Consider the following 17,776-nt stretch of genomic DNA (forward strand, 5'->3'; position numbering starts at 1 on the left):
CTCAGTGGGCCCCCAGATAGACGCGTTCCAGCCCGGAGGCACGCAATTCGCCGGGCGTGCCGGACAGCACGATGCGGCCGCCGGCCAGCACATAGCCGCGATCGGCGATGTCGAGGGCCAGTTCCGCGTTCTGCTCCACCAGCAGGATGGTGACCCCGCGCGCACGCAGGGCGGCGATGATGTCGAAGATCTGGTCGACAATGTTGGGGGCAAGGCCCAGCGACGGCTCGTCCAGCAGCAGCAGCTTCGGATTGGACATCAGCGAGCGGGCGATCGCCAGCATCTGCTGCTCGCCGCCCGAAAGCGTGCCGGCCAGTTGCTTCTGGCGTTCGTGGAGGCGCGGGAAGAGATCGTACATCTCGGTGCGCCTTGCCGCTGTTTCGCGGCGGAGCTGCGGCGAGGCGGCGGCGCCGATGGCGAGGTTGTCGGCGACCGAGAGGCCGGGAAAGACCCGGCGCCCTTCCGGCGTCAGCGTCATCCCGCGCCGCACGACATGCTCGGTGCGGGTGCCGGAGATGCGCTGGCCGTCGAAATGGACCTGGCCCCCGGCGAGGGGGACCAGGCCCATGCAGGCATTGAGCAGCGAGGATTTTCCGGCGCCATTGGCGCCCAGCAATGTCACGATCTCGCCCGCCGCCACCGCCAGCTCGGCATTCTCGACCGCCTGGATGGCGCCATAGCGCACCGCCACCTTCTGGACCGACAACAATGTCACCGGCACAATCCCCTCCGCTGCCGTTTCGTGATCACTGCGCCGGCGGCACGTCGGCGCCGTTCGGCGTCACGTTGGCGACATGCACCTTCTGGCCTCCCTGGACCTTGTTGAGCGCCACCACCCGCAGCGGCACGCGGTTCATGCCCTTGTAGGTGATGCTGCCGGTGGCTACGGCGACGTTTTCCAGGTTGTCGATGGCGTCGCGCAGCGCCGGGCCTTCCAGGTTGCCGCCGGTCGCCTTCACCGCGGCTTCCACCACCTTGATCACGTCATAGCCGGTGGCGGTGAAGATGGCGCTGGGTTCCTCGCCGAAATGCGCCTTGAAATCGGCGTTGAATTTCTCCAGCGCGCTGCCCGGCGTCGGATAGCCGGCATTGGAGAAGACGACGCCTTCCGCCACTTCGCCGAGTTCCAGCGTGGTCGGCGAATCGATGCCGTCGGAGCCCAGCACCGGCGCGGTGATGCCGGCCGAGCGCAGCTGGCGGATGAAGGCCGGGAAATCCGGCTCATAGGCCGCGGTCATGACGACATCGGGTGCCGGCGACAATTCCTTGATCTTGGTTACCTCGGCCGAGAAATCCTGCTGGCCCATCTTGAATTCCAGCGTCGCCGCCACGGTGCCACCCTTCTTCTCGAACACGGTCGCGAAATAGCGCGGCAGCATCTCGGTATAGGGCGTATCGCGGGAGAGCAGGACCAGGGCATTCTTGTAGCCCTGCTCCAGCGCATAATCGGCCAGCGCCGTCGCCTGCAGGTTGTCGGCGGTATAGTTGGCGAACATGTAGTCGCCCACCATGCCAGGCAGGATCGGGGTCGAGGCGCAGGCGGCGATGGTCGGGATCTGGGCCGCCTGCGTGATCTGGCCGGTGGCGACGGCCGGGTCCACGTCGCAGGGGGCGATCATCACCTGCACGCCCTGGTCCACCACTTCCTGCGCCGTCACAGCGGCCTGGGCGGTGTCGGAGCGCATGTCGCGGCTGATCAGCTCGATCTGCTTGCCGTCGATGCCGCCGGCTTTGTTGATCTGCTCGACCGCCAGCTCGATGCCCTGCAGCGTCGGCTGGTCATAGGGGGCGAGATAGCCGGTGAAGCCGCCGACGAAACCGATCTTGATCGCATCCTGCGCCTGCGCGGCACAGAACGGCGCCACTGCCATGATGGTTGCTAGAAGTGCGCCGTACTTTCCGATGTTCTTGGCCATTCCCTGTTTCCTTTCCTCGTTGGTTGGTTCGGTGATGATAGGATCCTCGTCGCCGCTCAGGTGATCACTTCCGCGTGGCGGCGGCCGAGATAGGCCTCGCGCACGGCCCGGCTTGCCTGCACCTCGGCGGCCGAGCCCAGGGCGATCAGCTGGCCCTTGTTGAGCACGGCGATGCGGTCGCACAGGCGCATGATCAGTTGCATGTCATGATCGACCACCAGCAGGCCGAGGCCGCGATCCTTGACCAGCCAGCCCAGGATGCCGAGGAGGTCGGCGGTCTCGCTCTCGTTCATGCCGGCCGCCGGCTCGTCCAGCAGCAGGAAGCGCGGCTCCAGCGCCAGCGCCCGGGCGATCTCCAGCCGGCGCTGCTGGCCATAGGCAAGGGTGCCGGCCTCGCGCTCGGCCAGATCGGCGATCTTCAGTTCGTCGAGCAGGTGACGGCTTCGCCGCACCAGTTCCGCGTGGCCGAGTTGCGGCCAGCGCTGGGTCAGCGCCGCCATCACGTTTTCGGCGGCGGTCATGTGGGCAAACAGGCGGATGTTCTGGAAGGTGCGGCCGATGCCCTGGCGCGCCACTTCATGGGCCGGGTGGCCGGTGATGTCGATGTCATCGATGCGGACCCGGCCGCCGCTCGGCGCATGCGTCCCGGCGATGCAGCCGAGCAGGGTGGTCTTGCCGGAACCATTCGGGCCGATCAGGCCCAGCACCTCGCCGACCCTGAGCTCAAGATCTACCTCGGCCACGGCGAGGAGGCCGCCATAGGCCTTGCTCACCTTCTCGAGGGTGAGCGTACCGGTTGGCCTTGCCTGTGTTGGCGCCGCCGCTTCCGTCGCCAATTCCTCCCGCTTGCGCAGGAAGGGCAGGAAGCGGTCGATCTCGGCAAAGCCCATCAGGCCTTCGCGCCTCGTATAGAGGATGGCGAGGACGATGAGGCAGAGGCCGATCTGGGTCAGGCCGAAAATCTGCGGCACCTGGAACAGGCCGAAATCGATGCCGTTCTCCAGGCGCCGCAGCATTTCGATGGCGGCGGTCACCAGCACGGCGCCGGCCACCGAGCCGGCGACGCTGGAAAGCCCGCCCACCACCTGCATGACGATGATCGCGAAGGCGAGGTCGAAATAGAATTGCTTGGCCGAGAAGACGGTGAGGAAATGTGCCAGCAGCGCGCCGGCGAGCGCCGAAAGCATGGCGGAGGCCACCCAGGCCACCTGGCGCTGCGCCGGAATGTCGATACCGATCGACTGCGCGGCGGCGTGGTTCTCGCGCGCGGCGCGCAGCAGCAGGCCGACGCGGCTGTCGCGATAAAGCCGTGCGATGACAATGGTGCCGATGGCGAAGGCGAGGGCGACCGGCCAGGTGGCCAGCTTCGGGATGCCATAGACCGCCTGGTTGCCGCGGGTGAAGCCCTGGGCTGCCACGATCAGGCTCTCGACGATGATGAGCAGGCCCAACGTCGCGATGGTGGCCGATGAACCATTCAGGCGGCAGATGGCAAGCCCGATCAGATAGGCAATCAGGCCGACGATGAGCACGCTGGCGAGGAGTGCCATCACCAGGCCGAACTGGCTCTGCAGGATGGGATCGGCCAGCAGCGGAAAGGCGGTCTTTTTGAGGGCGGGCGGGATGGTGAGGGTGGCCGAGATCTGCGCCCCCAGCGCCATGAAGGCGCAATGGCCGAAACTTAATATGCCGCTGTTGCCGGAAAAGAGCCCGAGGGCGCTGACCGCGATCAGCATGATCAGGAAATTGGTGACGGTCGTGATCATCGGGTTGCTGCCGAACAGGCCGATGAGCGCACAGGGCACGGCCAGCGCCAGTGCCATCACGATGGCACTGCGTGTCGCCTGCGGCACGATATAGGCGGAAATCGCCACCTGGTGCTCCCAACCTCTCCGGTTCGCCGACCCTGCTTCCTTGCCGGCGTCCGGTTGCCTGCCTCGACCCGCCACCCTTGTGCCGCCATCTGGCCTGCCGGGCAGCTGTTGCCACGAAGCTAAGCGTCGGGTGCCGGGACCGTCAACTCATTTATTACAGATTTTGCCATTCGAACGATTTCTGTAATAAATGGAACTTCCGCCATTGCGGCCGACGTGATAGCAATGACGCCAGGATGCGGGGCTGGCGATCTTGCGGTGGATGCCGCGGAAGAAGAGCCGGCCCGGCCAGAAACTTTCCAGGGAGTTATCCGGGGTGAAGCTTGCCGACATGACCGTGGCCGACCGGATCCGCCAGATTGCCGCCGACATGACGCCGGCCGAGCAGAAGGTCTCGCGCATTCTTTTCGCCAGCGCCATGGTGGCGGGGCTCGACACGGTGGCGAGTCTTGCCGAGCGCGCCGGGGTGAGCGGCCCGACCGTGATCCGCCTCACCGCCAAGCTGGGCTTCGACAGCTATCTCGATTTCCAGCGCGTACTCCGCGACGAGATGGAGGAGCGGCGTAATTCCCCACTTTCGCTCTATCCGCGCAGCCGCGAGGTGCTGAAGGGCGATCTGCTGGCGAAGTCGCGCGACATCTTCGCCGCCGGCATGAAGCAGAGCTTCGAGCGCATTTCGCCCGGGGAATACAATGCCGTGGTGGATGCCGTCTGCGATCTGAAGAAGACCATTCATCTGGCGGGCGGCCGGTTCTCGCAGCTGGTGGCGCAGATGATGTATCTGCACCTCTATCAGATGCGTCCCAATGTCCGCATGATCCAGGCGGGCCTGCAATCGCGCGACGACCAGCTGCTGGATCTCGGGCCGAAAAGCGTCCTGATGATCTTCGATTTCCGCCGCTACCAGTCGGATTCGGTGTCACTGGCAAAGGCCGCACACAGGCTCGGCGCGCAGATCCTGCTGGTGACGGATCCCTGGGAATCGCCCATTGCCGAATTCGCCAACCACGTGCTCTCGGTCGAGGTTGGCTCGCCCTCGCCCTATGATTCCATGGTGCCGGCCTTCGCCCTGGCCGAGGCGCTGATCGCCGGCATGGTGCCGCGCCTCGGCAAGGAGGCGTTGAAGCGGATCGAGAATCTGGAGGCGCTGCGCACCGGTTTCGAGTGGCGCGAGGATGGCAAGTCCGGCCCGCCGGCCGGGCCTAGGCGCGCTGCCAGGAAAACCAAGAAACACAACTAGACGGAAAAGACAGAGAGGGAAGATGCAAGCGGGTGACGTCGCCTATCTGGCCTGGAGCGATTATGTCGGCATGCTGCGCTGTCGCGGCGTGCCGCTTTCGGAAATCAAGAGCCGCATGGCCCACGGTCTCGGCTGGGCGGTGGCCGGCCAGGCGCTGACGCCCTTCGACGATATCGCGCCCAATCCCTGGGGGCCGATGCTGGAGGTGCGCCAGGTGCCGGTGCCGGAGACCGAGACCCGCCTTGCCATCTGGGCCGATACGCCGCCGCTCCATTTCTTCCTGTGCAATTCGCTGCTGGCCGACGGCTCGCCCTGGGATTGCTGCACCCGCAGTTTCATGACCCATGCGCTGGCCGATTTCGAGCAGGAGACCGGCCTGCGCTTCATGGCCGCCTTCGAGCACGAGTTCCTGCTGCGGGGCGAGACTCTCAAGCCGACGACGCCCTTCTCGATGACCGCGATGCGCCTGGTGCCGCAATTCATTGCGGACCTTGCCAATGCACTGACACAGGCAGGTGTGCAGCCGGAAACGATCGAGCCCGAATACGGCATCGGCCAGTATGAAATCTCGACCGCACCCGCGGTCGGCGCCATGGCGGGCGATCGCTGCATCATCACGCGCGAGGTGATCCGCGAGGTGGCGCGCCATCACGGCCTGCAGGCCAGCTTCACCCCGAAACCGGCTCCGGACGCGGTCGGCAATGGCGCCCATGTCCATTTCAGCTTCGTTGACAAGGCTGGCGGCAACGGCTCCTACGACCCGAAGGGAACTGGGGGGGCGGCTGCGGTAGCGCAGAAATTCATCGCCGGTGTGGTTCGCTACATGCCGGCGATATGCGCCCTGGTGGCGCCCAGCCCGGTATCCTATTTCCGCCTTGGCCCGCATCACTGGTCCTGCGGCTATGCCAGTTTCGGCATCCAGAACCGCGAGGCGGCGGTGCGCATCTGCCCCTCGCCGGAACGCGACCCGGCGAAGCAGGGCAAGGCCTTCAACATGGAATTGCGCGCACCTGACGCCACCGCCAGCCCCTATATGGTGATCGGTGCCCTGGTACGCGCGGGCCTCGAAGGCATTCGACAGAACCTGCCGCTGCCGGCGGCCATCGACCGCGATCCGTCGGAACTCAGCGACTCTGAGCGGGCGCAACTCGGCATCAAACCGCTGCCGGGATCTCTTGGCGAGGCGCTCGATCTCCTCGATGCCGAGCCCGCCGTCAAGGGCTGGATGTCGCCGACCTTCTACGATTCCTATGTCGCCGTAAAGCGCAAGGAGATCGAGATGTTCGCTGGCACCGACCCTCGTGATATCTGCCGGAGATACCAGGATGCTTACTGACAAGGACGTCGCCGGCCCGCTGGTCGACCATCACTGCCATGGCGTGTCGCCGGCCGAGCTCGATTTCGCCGGCTTCCAGGCGCTGTTCTCGGAAAGCTATCGCCCGGCACCGAAGGGCACGACCGAATTCCAGAAGCCCCTGGGCCTTGCCATCCGCCGCTGGTGTGCGCCGGTACTCGACCTTGAGCCCTCCTGCGCCCCCGAGGCCTATGTCGAGCGGCGCCTGGTGCTGGGTGCCGCCGAGGTCAACCGCCGCTTCCTGCGCGGGAGCGGCCTTGACGAATTGCTGGTCGATACCGGCCACCGGAGCTCCGCCATCGCCGGCATTGCCGAGATGGCCGAGATCGCCGGCCGGCCGACACGGGAAATTGCCCGCATCGAGGCGATCGCCGAGGAGGCGGCACGCGGCTGCTCGTCCGCGGCCGGCTTCGCGCAGGCCTTTGCCGATCTCCTCGAAGCGCGGGCCAGACAATCGGTCGGCCTCAAGACCATCGTCGCCTATCGCTGCACCTTCAGGATCGACCAGACGGCACCCGACAAGGCTTCGGTCGATGCTGCGGCTGACCGCTGGTTCCGGCACGCCGCCGAAATCGGCAAGTTCCGCCTCGAAGACCCCATTATCGTCCGGCATGGCTTGTGGCTGGGGGCCGAGATCTGCCGCCAGCGCAAATTGCCGATGCAGGTCCATGTCGGTTTCGGCGATCCGGACGTCTACATGCATGCCTGCGATCCCACCCATTTCACCGATTTCATCGCGGCGATGGAGAAGTGGGAGGTGCCGATCACGCTCCTCCACAACTATCCCTTCCAGCGCGAGGCGGCCTGGCTCTCCGAGATCTTCCAGAATGTCTATTACGATGTCGGCGTGATCCTGAACTACGCCGCTCCCATGGCGACCGACATCCTCGGCGAGGCGATGGAAATGGGGAAATATTCGAAGCTGCTCTACAGTTCCGACGCCTTCGGCCTGAGCGAGCTCTATTACCTTGGCGCGCTGCTGTTCCGCCGCTCGCTGATGAAGGTTCTGAACCGCTGGCTCGCCGAGGATGCCTGTTCGGTGGCTGATGCCGAGGAGATCATTCGCATGGTGGCGCAGGAGAACGCGCGGCGGATCTATCCGATCAACTGAGTCCGGCGAAACGGGGAGGGGCGGCATGGCCGAATCCGGTACCAATCAGACGGCAGCCGAAAGGGCACTCGACCGCGAGGCGGCGGCGATCGGCCGGGTCATGAAGATCCGCCTCTATCCCTTCGTGCCGGCTGCGGCCGAAGGCGTCACCATTACCGATGTCGATGGCCGCAGCTATCTCGACTTCATCGCCGCCGCCGCCGTGGTGCAAACCGGCTATCGGCATCCGCGCATCCGCCAGGCGATCCACGACGCCATGGACGGCGTCTGGACGGCCATGCATTGCTGCCATCCCAACACCCATACGATCGATCTTGCCGAGCGTCTGGCGGCGATGCTGCCAGGCGATTTCCCGAAGAAGGTCTGGTTCGGCACCACCGGTTCGGATGCCAATGACTGCCTGTCGCGCCTGCTGCCGCGGGCGACCGGTCGGCGCCGTCTCATCAGCTTCATCGGCGCCTATCACGGCCAGACGACGGGCTCGGCCCTGCTCTCCGGCCACCAGACGCAGGCCGATGTGATCGGCCTCGGCAATGTCACCAAGGTGCCCTATCCGGACCCCTATCGCTGCGCCCACGGCCCCTGCAGCCGCGATGGCTGTTCGCTGAAATGCCTGGAACAGATCAAGTATACGCTTGCGAGCGTTTCGCCGGCGGCGGATACGGCGGCGATCATCCTGGAGGCGGTGCAATCCGATGGCGGCGACATCGTGCCGCCGGAGAATTTCATACCGGCCCTGCGCCGGCTGTGCGACGAGACCGGCATCTGGCTGGTGTTCGACGAGGTGAAGACGGGCCTGGGCCGGACCGGCAGATGGTTCGCCTTCGAACATGCCGGGGTGATCGCCGACGCCATCAGCCTCGGGAAACCCCTGGGCGGCGGCCTGCCGCTTTCCGCCGTGGTGGGACGGCACGAACTCCTTGACGTCGACACCTACAATCTCTTCACGCTCGGCGGCTCGCCGGCGCCGGCGGCGGCGGGCCTCGCCGTGATCGACGTGGTGTCGGACGAGAACCTCAAGGAAAATGCTGCCCGCATGGGCGAGCTGCTGCAGGACGGGTTGCGGCACTTGGCGAGGAAGTATCCCATCATCGGCGATGTACGCGGGCGCGGCCTCATGGTGGGCGTCGAACTGGTGCGGGACCGCGCGACGCGCGAGCCGGCCGGGCGCGAGGCGGCGCGGCTTGCCTATCGCTGCTTCGAACTGGGGCTCCTGGTCATCTATTGCGGCCTCTACGGCAATGTGATCGAGCTGACGCCGCCTTTGACCATCACGGCGCAGGACGTGGAGAAGGCGCTGGCCATCTTCGACGAAGCCCTTTCCGACATCGCGGCCGGGCGCTTCGATGATGCAAAACTCGTCCCCTATAGCGGTTGGTAAGTCCCCATGAGCGAAATTCTGAGCCGGGATGTCCCGGTCATTCCCAAGCAGACGGCACTTCTCTTCATCGACGTGCAGAACTTCGCCGCCAAACGCGACGGTGCCGAGTTCAGGCATCTCGACGAAACCACCTTCCAGGCCAAATATGGCTGGTTCTTCGGCGAGCTTGAATCCAGCGTCGTTCCCAACATGCAGCGCCTGCAGAAGGCCTGCCGGGACAGGCGCATCGAGGTCATGTATACCACCATCGAGAGCCTGACCAGGGACGGGCGCGACCGTTCCCTCGACTACAAGATCACCGGCTTCAACGTGCCCAGGGGCTCGTGGGATGGTCGCGTCATCAACGAGCTGGCGCCCGGCGATGACGAGATCTGGCTGCCGAAATCCTCCAGCAGCGTCTTCGTCTCGACCCATATCGACTACATCCTCCGGAATCTCGGTGTGAAGCAGCTGATCGTCAGCGGCATCATCACCGATCAATGCGTCGAATCGGCGATCCGCGATGCCTGCGATCTCGGCTATCTGGTGACCCAGGTCACCGATGCCTGCGCCACCTATTCGCGCGAGCGGCACGAAAACTCGCTGCGCGCCATCAAGGGCTATTGCCGCCAGGTGACAACGGTGCAACTGCTCGAGGAACTGGCGGCGGCCTGAAGCCGTATGTTCCCCCGAAAGCTACAGGAGGTGTCGCGATGAAAAGCTTTGACGTGATCGTGGTCGGCGCCGGAATTGCCGGCGCATCGGCTGCCTTCTTTCTGGCGGGAGCGGGCCACAAGGTGGCACTGGTCGAGAAGAGTCGCCCGGCCAGCGGCCCCACCGGCCGCTCCTCGGCCGTAACCCACGCCTTCTATTTGCAGCCCGAACTCTCGCAACTCGCCATCCGCGGCGTCGACATCCTGCGCCGCATTCCGGAATTGACCGGCGAGGCGAAGATGCATCACGAGATCGGCATGCTCTGGGCCTGCGGACCCGACGCCGCCGCCGATTGGCGCGCTGCTTCGGCGCGCATTCGTGGCGAAGGGTCAACGATCGAGGATCTCTCGCCTGCGGACATGGCCAAGCTCGCGCCCGGTCTCAATCTCGACGGCATCGCGCTCGGACTGTGGGAGCCCGATTACGGCTACGCTGATGCCCATGGCGCCTGCAACGCCATCGCCAAGGGGGCAAAGGATCGTGGCTGTCACATGTTCCTCGACACCGAAGTCGTGCGGCTGGTGGTCGACAATGGCCGCATCGAGGGTGTCGAGACACACAATCATGGCCGCCTTGCTGCCTCTCGCGTCATTGTCGCCGCCGGTGTGTGGACCAAGCCGCTTCTGGCGGCGATCGGCTGCAATCTTCCGATCCATGTGGAACGCCACGAAATGGCTGTGCTGGAAGGTTCCGGTCGTGCAAAGCAATACCTGCCATTCGCCTGGTGCGACGACACGATGTGTTCCTATGCCAGGCCCGACGGCGACCGGGTGATCCTGGCCGGGACCTGGGCGGGCGGCGGCACCGGCATCCGCAACCAGGCCCTGAAGCGCCCGGAGGCGATCCAGACCCCCGATACCTACAAGGAGGGCGTCGAGGAATCCGAGTCAATCGACATTCTGGGCCACCTTTTCCCGCGCCTGCCGGCCCTCCAGGAACTGGGCCTCAGGCCGGGCTATGCCGGCCTCTACGATATGAGCCCCGACGACAACCCGATCATCGATCAGGTGCCGGGTGTCGAGGGCCTGGTCGTGGTCTGCGGATCCAGTGGCCATGGGTTCAAGATCGGTCCGGCGGTCGGCGAGCAGGCGGCGCGGCTCGCCATGACCGGTGCCGCGCCATTGGTGCAGCCGTTTTCGCTGAATCGTTTCGCAGCCTGAATTCTTGCTTCTGCGCCAAAGCAGACGATAAGCTCAGTGGCCGGCAAACGACCGCGTGACAAGGGCGGGCCGGCAGGGAGAGCGCAAGCGCCATGCTGATCGAGACCAAGCTGCGGCCGCCGCATCTGCGTGCGGGGTTGATTGCCCGACCCCGGCTGATCCGCCAGCTTGACGGGGCACTGTCGGCGCGCCTTGCCGTGGTTTCGGCGCCGCCCGGTTTCGGCAAGAGCACGCTGCTCGGGCAATGGATCGCGGCCCTCAAGGGCCGCGACGCGGCGGTTGGCTGGCTGGCGCTGGACGGCGACGACAACGAGATCGGCCGGTTCCTGACCTATCTGGTGGCGGCAATCCAGCGCGCCGATCCGGCGATTGCCCGGCAGGTGCCGGTGATGATGCAGTCAAGCCCGCTGCTCCCGGTCGATTTCGTCCTGACATCGATCGTCAACGACCTTGCCCAGCGTTCCGGCCCGCTTTTCCTGGTGCTGGACGATTGCCAGTTCCTGGAAGCACCCGAGATCTGCCGCTTCCTCGACGCGCTGCTGACCTATGCGCCGGCCTGCCTGCATCTGGTGGTGGCGACGCGCGGTCCCTTGCCCTTCGGCCTCGCCAACATGCGGGTGAAGGGCCAGCTCATCAATCTCGACGACATGCAGCTGCGCTTCTCGCTGGACGAGACGGAGAGTCTGCTCAACGAGGCCCAGGCCATGGATCTGCCGATGGCTGATCTGGTCACCCTGCAGCATCGCACCGAGGGCTGGGTCGCCGGCCTGCAGCTGGCCTCGCTCTCGCTCGAACAGCGCGCCGCGCGCGCCGATTTCATCCGCCATTTTTCGGGCAGCCAGCGCGAAATCGCCGAATTCCTGGCCGGGGACGTGCTGGATCGCCAGCCGCCGGAGATCTTCGCCTTCCTGGTGGAAAGCGCCATCCTCGATCGCCTCTCGGCGCCGCTCGCCGATGCCGTCCTGGGACGGCGCGACAGTGCCACCCTGCTGCGCGCGATCGAGGCGGCGAACCTGTTCCTGATCCCGCTCGATGCCGAGCGGCACTGGTTCCGCTATCACCATCTGTTCGCCGATTTCCTGCGCTCGCGCCTGGCAGCGACGCGCGATCCGGCGGCGATCGCAGCGCTCCATGCCCGCGCCGCCGACTGGCTCTCGGCCAACGGCTTCACCTCCGAGGCGGTGGCCCATGCCCTGGCGGCGGGGGAGGCCGACCGCGCCGCGGCCCTGGTCGAGGATTGCGCCATGCCGCTCATCATGGCGAGCCATCTCAACACGGTGCGCGCCTGGCTGGCGCGCCTACCGCGCGATCTCATCGCCCGCCGGCCGAAACTGCAGCTGGCCGAGGTCTGGATTCAGTTCCACATGAGCCGCCCGCAAGAGGGTGCGCGCACGCTGCGGGCCGCCAAGCGCAATATCCGCGCCGCCATCGCGCAAGGCAGCCTTGCCGGTGCCGAGGCCGAAGCGATGCTGGCCGAATTGCGCACGCTCACTGCCGGCGTGATCTCGGCGGCAGACCGCTCCCGCTCGGCCCAGGCCTTCATCCGCCAGTGGCAGGACCAGGTGCCGGAAAGCCAGCCCTTCTTCAAGGGCACCATCGGCAATATCCTCGGCTTCTGCTCGCTTTCGCTGGGCGACCTCGACGGCGCGCGTCTGGCCAGTCTCAGGGCGCGCGACACCCATGCGGCGGCGCAGTCGGTCTTCGGCGTGGTCTATTCCGACCTCATCCTGGGCCTCGCCGAAAAGGCGGCCGGCAATCTCCAGGGTGCCGCCGAGCTTTTCGCGCGGGCGACCCAGCAGGCCCGAGCCGAACTCGGCGCCGGCTCCTATGCCGAGGCGATGGTGGCGATCTTCGAGGTCGAGCTGCTCTATGAATGGAACGATCTGGGGGCGGCCGAGCGCCTGCTGCACCAGCATCGGCAGGTGATCGAGGAATGCGGCCTCGTCGTTCATGAAATGGCCTGCAAGCTGCACCTGGCGCGCCTCGCCGCCGCGCGCGGCCGCCATGACGAGGCAATGGCGGTGCTGGAACGGGCCGAGCGCCTCGGCATCGAAAAGCGCTATCACCGCCTCACCGCCGCCGCCCTCAACGAGCGCGTGCGCCTGCTGCTGAAGCGCGGCGATGTGGGGGCCGCACGCTATGCACTGCTGGCCCGCGGCATTGATCCGGAGGCACGCCGGCCAGAGACGCGCCGGCCGGGCGCCGATCTGTCGCCTTCGACCGAGCCTGAATATCTGGCGCTCGCCCGGCTGCAGATCGCCGAAGCCAGGCCGCAGGCGGCACAGCGACTGCTCGATCAGGTTGCCGAAAAGATGCGTGCCGATGGGCGGTTGCGGCGCCTGGCCCAGGTGCGGGCGCTGTCCGCCATCGCCGCCTATCGCGCCGGCGATGCCCTGTCCGCGCTGGCGGCGGCGGTCGATGCGGTCGCGATCTGCGCGCCGCAGCGCGCCATGCGTACGCTCATCGACGAGGGGTCGGCGATGCGCGAGGTGATAGATTTTGCGCGCGGCCGCATGCCGAGCTGGTCCGGCGATACGCCAGCCGGCAGCTATATCGAGGAATTGGGCCAGTTCTGCGAACGCGCCGAGCGCGCGCCGGCGCCGCGCGGCGGCCGCAGGGCGGATCCCGATTTCAGCCAGCGCGAGACCGAGGTCCTCCGCCTGCTCTCGGCCGGCCACAGCAACCGCGACATGGCGCGTGCCCTCGGCATGGCGCCCGACACCGTGAAATGGCACCTCAAGAACATCTTCGGCAAGCTCGGCGTCGCCAACCGCACCCAGGCGGTCTTGCGCCTGCAGCAGATCGGCCTTGGCGGGGAAGCAGCCAGGGGGTGATCGCGGCCACCACCCGTTCGGGTGGGTTCTTTTTGCCACCCGTTACCCGTCCGGGGCGGGACAGTCGGCGCTTCTTCGGCCAGTCTCGTGACAATTCGACCGGCAGCAAGCCGGCGGAGCATCACGGAGGCAAGATCGATGGCGACGGGTTTCGTCTTCCACGAACTTTACATGTGGCACAACACCTGGAACTGGGCGCAGGTCTTTGCCCCCAGCCTCACCATCCAGCCCGGCGAGCATGCCGAGAATCCGGAGACCAAGCGGCGCCTGCGCAACCTCCTCGAGGTCAGCGGCCTGCTCGATCAACTGGTGCCGGTGAAGGCGCGCTACGCCAGCGAGGACGAGATCGCGCGCTTCCATACCCGCCCCTATATCGCGCGCATCAAGAAACTGTCCGCCGAGAACGGTGGCGAGGCCAGCCCGCTCACCCCATTCGGCCGGGGCAGCTTCGAGATCGGCCAGCTTTCGGCCGGCGGCACCATGGCGGCCTTCGACGCCGTGATCGAGGGAAGGGTGAAGAACGCCTATGCCCTGGTGCGCCCGCCCGGACACCATGCCGAAGCCGATCTCGGCATGGGCTTCTGCCTGTTCGGCAATGTCGTCATCGCCATCCTGCATGCGCAGGCAACCCACGGCCTGAAGCGCATCGCCACGGTCGATTGGGACGTACATCACGGCAACGGCACCCAATCGGCCTTCTACGATCGCAAGGACGTGCTCACCATCTCGCTGCACCAGGACAATCTCTACCCCGCCAATTCCGGCGGCATCGAGGAGAACGGCACGGGCGAGGGTGCGGGCTACAACATCAACCTGCCGCTGCCGCCGGGCTGTGGTGACGGCGCCTATATCACCGCCTTCGAGCGCGTGGTGATTCCGGCCCTGCGCAGGTTCAAGCCGGAACTGATCGCGGTGCCTTCCGGCTTCGACGCTTCCGGCGTCGATCCGCTGGGCCGCATGATGGTGACGGCCGAGGGCTACCGCCGCATGACGCGCCTTCTTATGCAGGCTGCCGACGAGCTTTGCGGCGGCCGCCTCGTCATGTCGCATGAGGGCGGCTATTCGCCGATGTATGTGCCCTATTGCGGCCTTGCTGTGCTGGAGGAGCTCTCCGGCATCAGGACCCATGTCGAGGATCCCTGGGCCGGGCCGATGTCGAGCTGGGGCCAGCAGGATCTGCAGCCTCACCAGCTGGCCGCGATCGAGAGATCGGAGCAGCTCCTCGCCAATATCCGCTAGACTGCGTCCATTGCAAGGTTCGCGCCGGATCAGCCGCGCCGGCAGCAGCCCGATCAAGCTTCACCGCGGCTGTCCGAGGGAGATGCCAAGATGTCCGAGACGATCAAGAAGCCCAATATCATCCCCAGCCGCCGCGTGTTCCTCAAGGGTGCAGCCGCCATGGGCACCGGTGCCGCCGTGCTGGCCGGCATCAATGACGGCGCCCGCGCTTCCGGCGACCCCATCCCGGTGGGCCAGGCGGCGCCGCTCACCGATTTCGCGGCGGCCGACGGGGTCGAGTTCAAGAACGGCCTCGAGCTTGCCTGCGAGGAAATCAACGCGCTGGGCGGCATCCTCGGGCGCCCGCTCGAACCCTATTTCGAAGACACCAAGCAGATGGGCGATCCGACCAATGTCCAGGCGGTGCAGCGCCTGATCGACCGCCATGCGGTGCATGCCGTCATCAACGGCTACAATATCGGCTCCGGTGCCGCCGTGCAGGACGTGATCGCCGATGCCGGCATCATCTATGTCCATTACGACACCACGATCGGGCACAACAACCTCATCAAATCCGACCCGGCGCGCTATTTCGGCTCGTTCCAGGGCGATCCGGCCGAATTCTGGTACGGCCCAGGCTTCCTCAAATTCGTGCAGGGCCTGGAGGAGCGCGGCGAATACAAGCGCACCAACAACAAGATGGCGGTGGTACTCTCGGCCGGTGTCTATGCCGCCAACATCGCCAATGCGATCAAGGAAACCGGTGCCGATTACGGCTGGGAGATCAGCCTGTTCGAGACCGTGAACGTGCCCATCTCGGAATGGGGTCCGACGCTCGCCAAGATCCGCCAGGACCCGCCATCGGTCATTGCCATCACCCATTTCCTGCCGGCCGATCTGGCCCAGTTCATGGTGCAGTTCGCCGCCAACCCGACCCCCAGCCTCGTCTACATGCAATACGGCCCGTCGATTCCGGCCTTCCGCGAGATCGCCAAGGAGGCCTCGGTCGGCGTCGTCTATGCCACCCTGGTGGGGGCACTCCAGGACGAGATCGGCACCGCCTTCGAGACCCGCTACAAGGAGAAGTTCGGCGCCAATGCCGGCCACAATTCCGGCGCCCAGCCCTATGACGGCTGTTATGTCTGGGCGACGGCGGCGGCATTGGCCGGCGGCACCGGCGAACCCGGCAATGAGGAGCAGAACCGCAAGGTTGCCGCGCGCATGAACGCGCTCATCTATCGCGGCGTCACCGGCGTCACGCGCTTCGTGCCGAACGAGAATGCGGCCTATTCCTACCCGACCCAGGTCGCCGATTCCTCGCTTGGCATGCCGCACCAGTTCCTGCAGATTCAGGACCAGACCAAGAGCGGTGGCCTGATCGCGCCGCCGCCCTATGCGACGACCAGCTTCCAACTGCCGCCCTGGATCAAGGGCTGACGCGGCCGGACTGACAGCGGGACCTGACACGCATGGAGACTGCCGCCGGGGATGACCAGATGGAGGAGCCGTTGCTGACCTGCCGCAACGTCTCCAAGCATTTCGGTGCCCTGGCGGCGGTCAACAATCTGAGTGTCAAGGTGAAAGCCGGCGAGGTGCTGGGTATCGGCGGGCCCAACGGCGCCGGCAAGACCACCCTCTTCGAGGCCATCAGCGGCCTCAATCCGGCGAGTTCGGGCGAGATCATCTTTCAGGGCCGCGATATCACGCGCCTGCCGCCGGACGCCGTCTGCCATGCCGGCATTGCCCGTACCTATCAGCTCAATGCCGGCTTCGATTCCATGAGTGTGCGCGACAATGTCCGCGTCGCCGCCTATTTCGGCCGGCGCAACCGCCGCATCCCGGGCTTCCGCTTCGGCAGCGATAGCGACGCCCAGGTGCGTGAAGCGCTCGAACTGGTGGGCCTCGCCGACAAGGGAGACGAACTGACCGGCCGGCTGCCGGTGGTCGACCGCAAGCTGCTGATGCTGGCCGGTGCCCTCGCCAGCAACCCGAAGCTGCTGCTGATGGACGAGCCGGTGGGCGGATTGAACCCGAAGGAGATCGACCTCGTCATGGAGGTGACGCGCCGCATCGTCGGGCGCGGCATCACCATCATCCTGATCGAGCATGTGATGCGCTTCCTGGTCCAGCTCTCCGACCGGGTTCTCATCATGCATCACGGCGAGAAGATCTATGAAGGCTCGCCACAGGGTCTGGTGCACGACCGCAATGTGGTCGATGTCTATCTGGGCGAAGGCGCCTCGCAGCGCCTTGGCGCCCTGATGCAGCAGGTATCGGCATGACCGCACTGCTGCAACTTGACGGCATCAGTGCCGGGTATGGCAACCAGACGGTCCTGCGCGAGGTCTCGCTTGCCGTCGCCGATGGCGGCATGACCGCGATCATCGGCCCCAACGGTCATGGCAAGACGACGCTGCTGCGGGCCATTTCCGGCCTCATGCCCTTGAAGGCCGGGCGCATAGTCTTCGACGGTCATGATATCGGCGGCCGCCGTCCCGACGAGATTGTCGCCGCCGGCATCATCCATGTGCCCCAGGGCGACATGCTGTTCCCGGAACTGACCGTGCTCGAGAACCTGCTGATGGGTGCCTATCTGCCGCAGGCCGCCGCCGAAAGCGGCCGGCGTCTCGAGGAGGTCTTTGCGCTGCTGCCCAAATTGCGCGACCGCCGCGCCCAGATCGCCAGCACGCTCTCGGGAGGCGAGCGGCGCATGGTCGGCATCGGGCGCGGTCTGATGGCAGGCGGGCGCCTCCTCATGCTGGACGAGCCGTCGCTGGGTCTTGCCCCCATCGTCATCGATCAGATCTACGAGGTGGTTGATGAGCTCGCCCGCTCGGGCCGCGCTGTCCTGGTGGTCGAGGAAAATGCCGCCCGCGTCGCCGACAAGGCGGTCCTGATGGCCCTGCTCGACAATGGCCGCCTGGTCTGGAGCGGCGCCGGCGCCGAATTGATGGCGCGGCCCGAAATCCTCGCAACCTATCTCGGCGCCTGAGGT

At 66.0% G+C, this 17,776-nt stretch carries 14 protein-coding genes; 11 read left to right on the forward strand and 3 right to left on the reverse strand.

Annotation, left to right across the window (positions count from 1 at the left end; genetic code table 11):
- Position 1 precedes the first annotated feature (1 nt).
- From A8950_RS01880 to A8950_RS01890, 3 genes are read right to left on the reverse strand one after another with little or no spacing between them, the layout of a single operon-like run.
- A complete protein-coding gene (locus A8950_RS01880; protein ID WP_456073072.1) occupies positions 2–715 on the reverse strand; it encodes an ABC transporter ATP-binding protein in 714 nt (237 codons plus the stop codon).
- Positions 716–746: 31 nt separating this feature from the next.
- Positions 747–1,916: an ABC transporter substrate-binding protein gene (locus A8950_RS01885; RefSeq protein WP_208109708.1), complete on the reverse strand. Its 1,170-nt coding sequence runs from the start codon at positions 1,914–1,916 to the stop codon at positions 747–749.
- A gap of 56 nt (positions 1,917–1,972) precedes the next feature.
- On the reverse strand, positions 1,973–3,790 hold the full coding sequence (locus tag A8950_RS01890; RefSeq protein ID WP_133611878.1) for a branched-chain amino acid ABC transporter ATP-binding protein/permease: 1,818 nt from the start codon (positions 3,788–3,790) through the stop codon (positions 1,973–1,975).
- Positions 3,791–4,106: 316 nt separating this feature from the next.
- On the opposite strand from A8950_RS01890, the gene A8950_RS01895 reads away from it, so the two are divergent.
- From A8950_RS01895 to A8950_RS01945, 11 genes are all read left to right on the forward strand, one after another.
- Positions 4,107–5,030: a MurR/RpiR family transcriptional regulator gene (locus A8950_RS01895; protein WP_166644945.1), complete on the forward strand. Its 924-nt coding sequence runs from the start codon at positions 4,107–4,109 to the stop codon at positions 5,028–5,030.
- Positions 5,031–5,052: 22 nt separating this feature from the next.
- Positions 5,053–6,366: a glutamine synthetase family protein gene (locus A8950_RS01900; protein ID WP_166644946.1), complete on the forward strand. Its 1,314-nt coding sequence runs from the start codon at positions 5,053–5,055 to the stop codon at positions 6,364–6,366.
- The gene (locus tag A8950_RS01905; protein WP_133611883.1) at positions 6,356–7,495 is read left to right on the forward strand and encodes an amidohydrolase family protein; all 1,140 of its coding nucleotides are present in this window, start codon (positions 6,356–6,358) and stop codon (positions 7,493–7,495) included. The genes A8950_RS01900 and A8950_RS01905 overlap by 11 nt, the downstream gene beginning before the upstream one ends.
- Positions 7,496–7,520: 25 nt before the next feature.
- Complete coding sequence (locus A8950_RS01910; protein WP_166644947.1) at positions 7,521–8,876, forward strand: aspartate aminotransferase family protein; 1,356 nt, start codon at positions 7,521–7,523, stop codon at positions 8,874–8,876.
- A 6-nt stretch (positions 8,877–8,882) separates the two neighbouring features.
- A complete protein-coding gene (locus A8950_RS01915; RefSeq protein ID WP_133611886.1) occupies positions 8,883–9,530 on the forward strand; it encodes an isochorismatase family cysteine hydrolase in 648 nt (215 codons plus the stop codon).
- Positions 9,531–9,568: 38 nt separating this feature from the next.
- Positions 9,569–10,729 (forward strand): NAD(P)/FAD-dependent oxidoreductase, encoded by a 1,161-nt coding sequence (locus A8950_RS01920; protein ID WP_133611888.1) that lies wholly within the window; start codon positions 9,569–9,571, stop codon positions 10,727–10,729.
- Between the two features lie 92 nt (positions 10,730–10,821).
- On the forward strand, positions 10,822–13,563 hold the full coding sequence (locus tag A8950_RS01925) for a LuxR C-terminal-related transcriptional regulator (RefSeq protein WP_133611890.1): 2,742 nt from the start codon (positions 10,822–10,824) through the stop codon (positions 13,561–13,563).
- Between the two features lie 138 nt (positions 13,564–13,701).
- The gene (locus A8950_RS01930; protein ID WP_133611892.1) at positions 13,702–14,802 is read left to right on the forward strand and encodes a class II histone deacetylase; all 1,101 of its coding nucleotides are present in this window, start codon (positions 13,702–13,704) and stop codon (positions 14,800–14,802) included.
- Between the two features lie 90 nt (positions 14,803–14,892).
- Positions 14,893–16,218 carry an ABC transporter substrate-binding protein gene (locus tag A8950_RS01935; protein WP_133611894.1) on the forward strand — a complete coding sequence of 442 codons (1,326 nt, stop codon included), beginning with the start codon at positions 14,893–14,895 and terminating at the stop codon, positions 16,216–16,218.
- Between the two features lie 32 nt (positions 16,219–16,250).
- The gene (locus tag A8950_RS01940) at positions 16,251–17,063 is read left to right on the forward strand and encodes an ABC transporter ATP-binding protein (protein ID WP_208109709.1); all 813 of its coding nucleotides are present in this window, start codon (positions 16,251–16,253) and stop codon (positions 17,061–17,063) included.
- A complete protein-coding gene (locus A8950_RS01945) occupies positions 17,060–17,773 on the forward strand; it encodes an ABC transporter ATP-binding protein (protein WP_133611896.1) in 714 nt (237 codons plus the stop codon). Before A8950_RS01940 ends, A8950_RS01945 begins: the two co-directional genes overlap by 4 nt.
- The last annotated feature ends 3 nt before the right edge of the window (positions 17,774–17,776 follow it).

This window comes from Dongia mobilis (assembly GCF_004363235.1).
GTDB classification, from domain to species: domain Bacteria; phylum Pseudomonadota; class Alphaproteobacteria; order Dongiales; family Dongiaceae; genus Dongia; species Dongia mobilis.

What these genes read in the sequence shown, in the direction of transcription:
- A8950_RS01905 (WP_133611883.1), top strand. Translation starts at nt 6,356, where the DNA reads ATGCTTACTGACAAGGACGTCGCCGGCCCGCTGGTCGACCATCACTGC.
- A8950_RS01935 (WP_133611894.1), top strand. Translation starts at nt 14,893, where the DNA reads ATGTCCGAGACGATCAAGAAGCCCAATATCATCCCCAGCCGCCGCGTG.
- A8950_RS01885 (WP_208109708.1), bottom strand. Translation starts at nt 1,916, where the DNA reads ATGGCCAAGAACATCGGAAAGTACGGCGCACTTCTAGCAACCATCATG.
- A8950_RS01915 (WP_133611886.1), top strand. Translation starts at nt 8,883, where the DNA reads ATGAGCGAAATTCTGAGCCGGGATGTCCCGGTCATTCCCAAGCAGACG.
- A8950_RS01925 (WP_133611890.1), top strand. Translation starts at nt 10,822, where the DNA reads ATGCTGATCGAGACCAAGCTGCGGCCGCCGCATCTGCGTGCGGGGTTG.
- A8950_RS01945 (WP_133611896.1), top strand. Translation starts at nt 17,060, where the DNA reads ATGACCGCACTGCTGCAACTTGACGGCATCAGTGCCGGGTATGGCAAC.
- A8950_RS01940 (WP_208109709.1), top strand. Translation starts at nt 16,251, where the DNA reads ATGGAGACTGCCGCCGGGGATGACCAGATGGAGGAGCCGTTGCTGACC.
- A8950_RS01900 (WP_166644946.1), top strand. Translation starts at nt 5,053, where the DNA reads ATGCAAGCGGGTGACGTCGCCTATCTGGCCTGGAGCGATTATGTCGGC.
- A8950_RS01910 (WP_166644947.1), top strand. Translation starts at nt 7,521, where the DNA reads ATGGCCGAATCCGGTACCAATCAGACGGCAGCCGAAAGGGCACTCGAC.
- A8950_RS01920 (WP_133611888.1), top strand. Translation starts at nt 9,569, where the DNA reads ATGAAAAGCTTTGACGTGATCGTGGTCGGCGCCGGAATTGCCGGCGCA.
- A8950_RS01930 (WP_133611892.1), top strand. Translation starts at nt 13,702, where the DNA reads ATGGCGACGGGTTTCGTCTTCCACGAACTTTACATGTGGCACAACACC.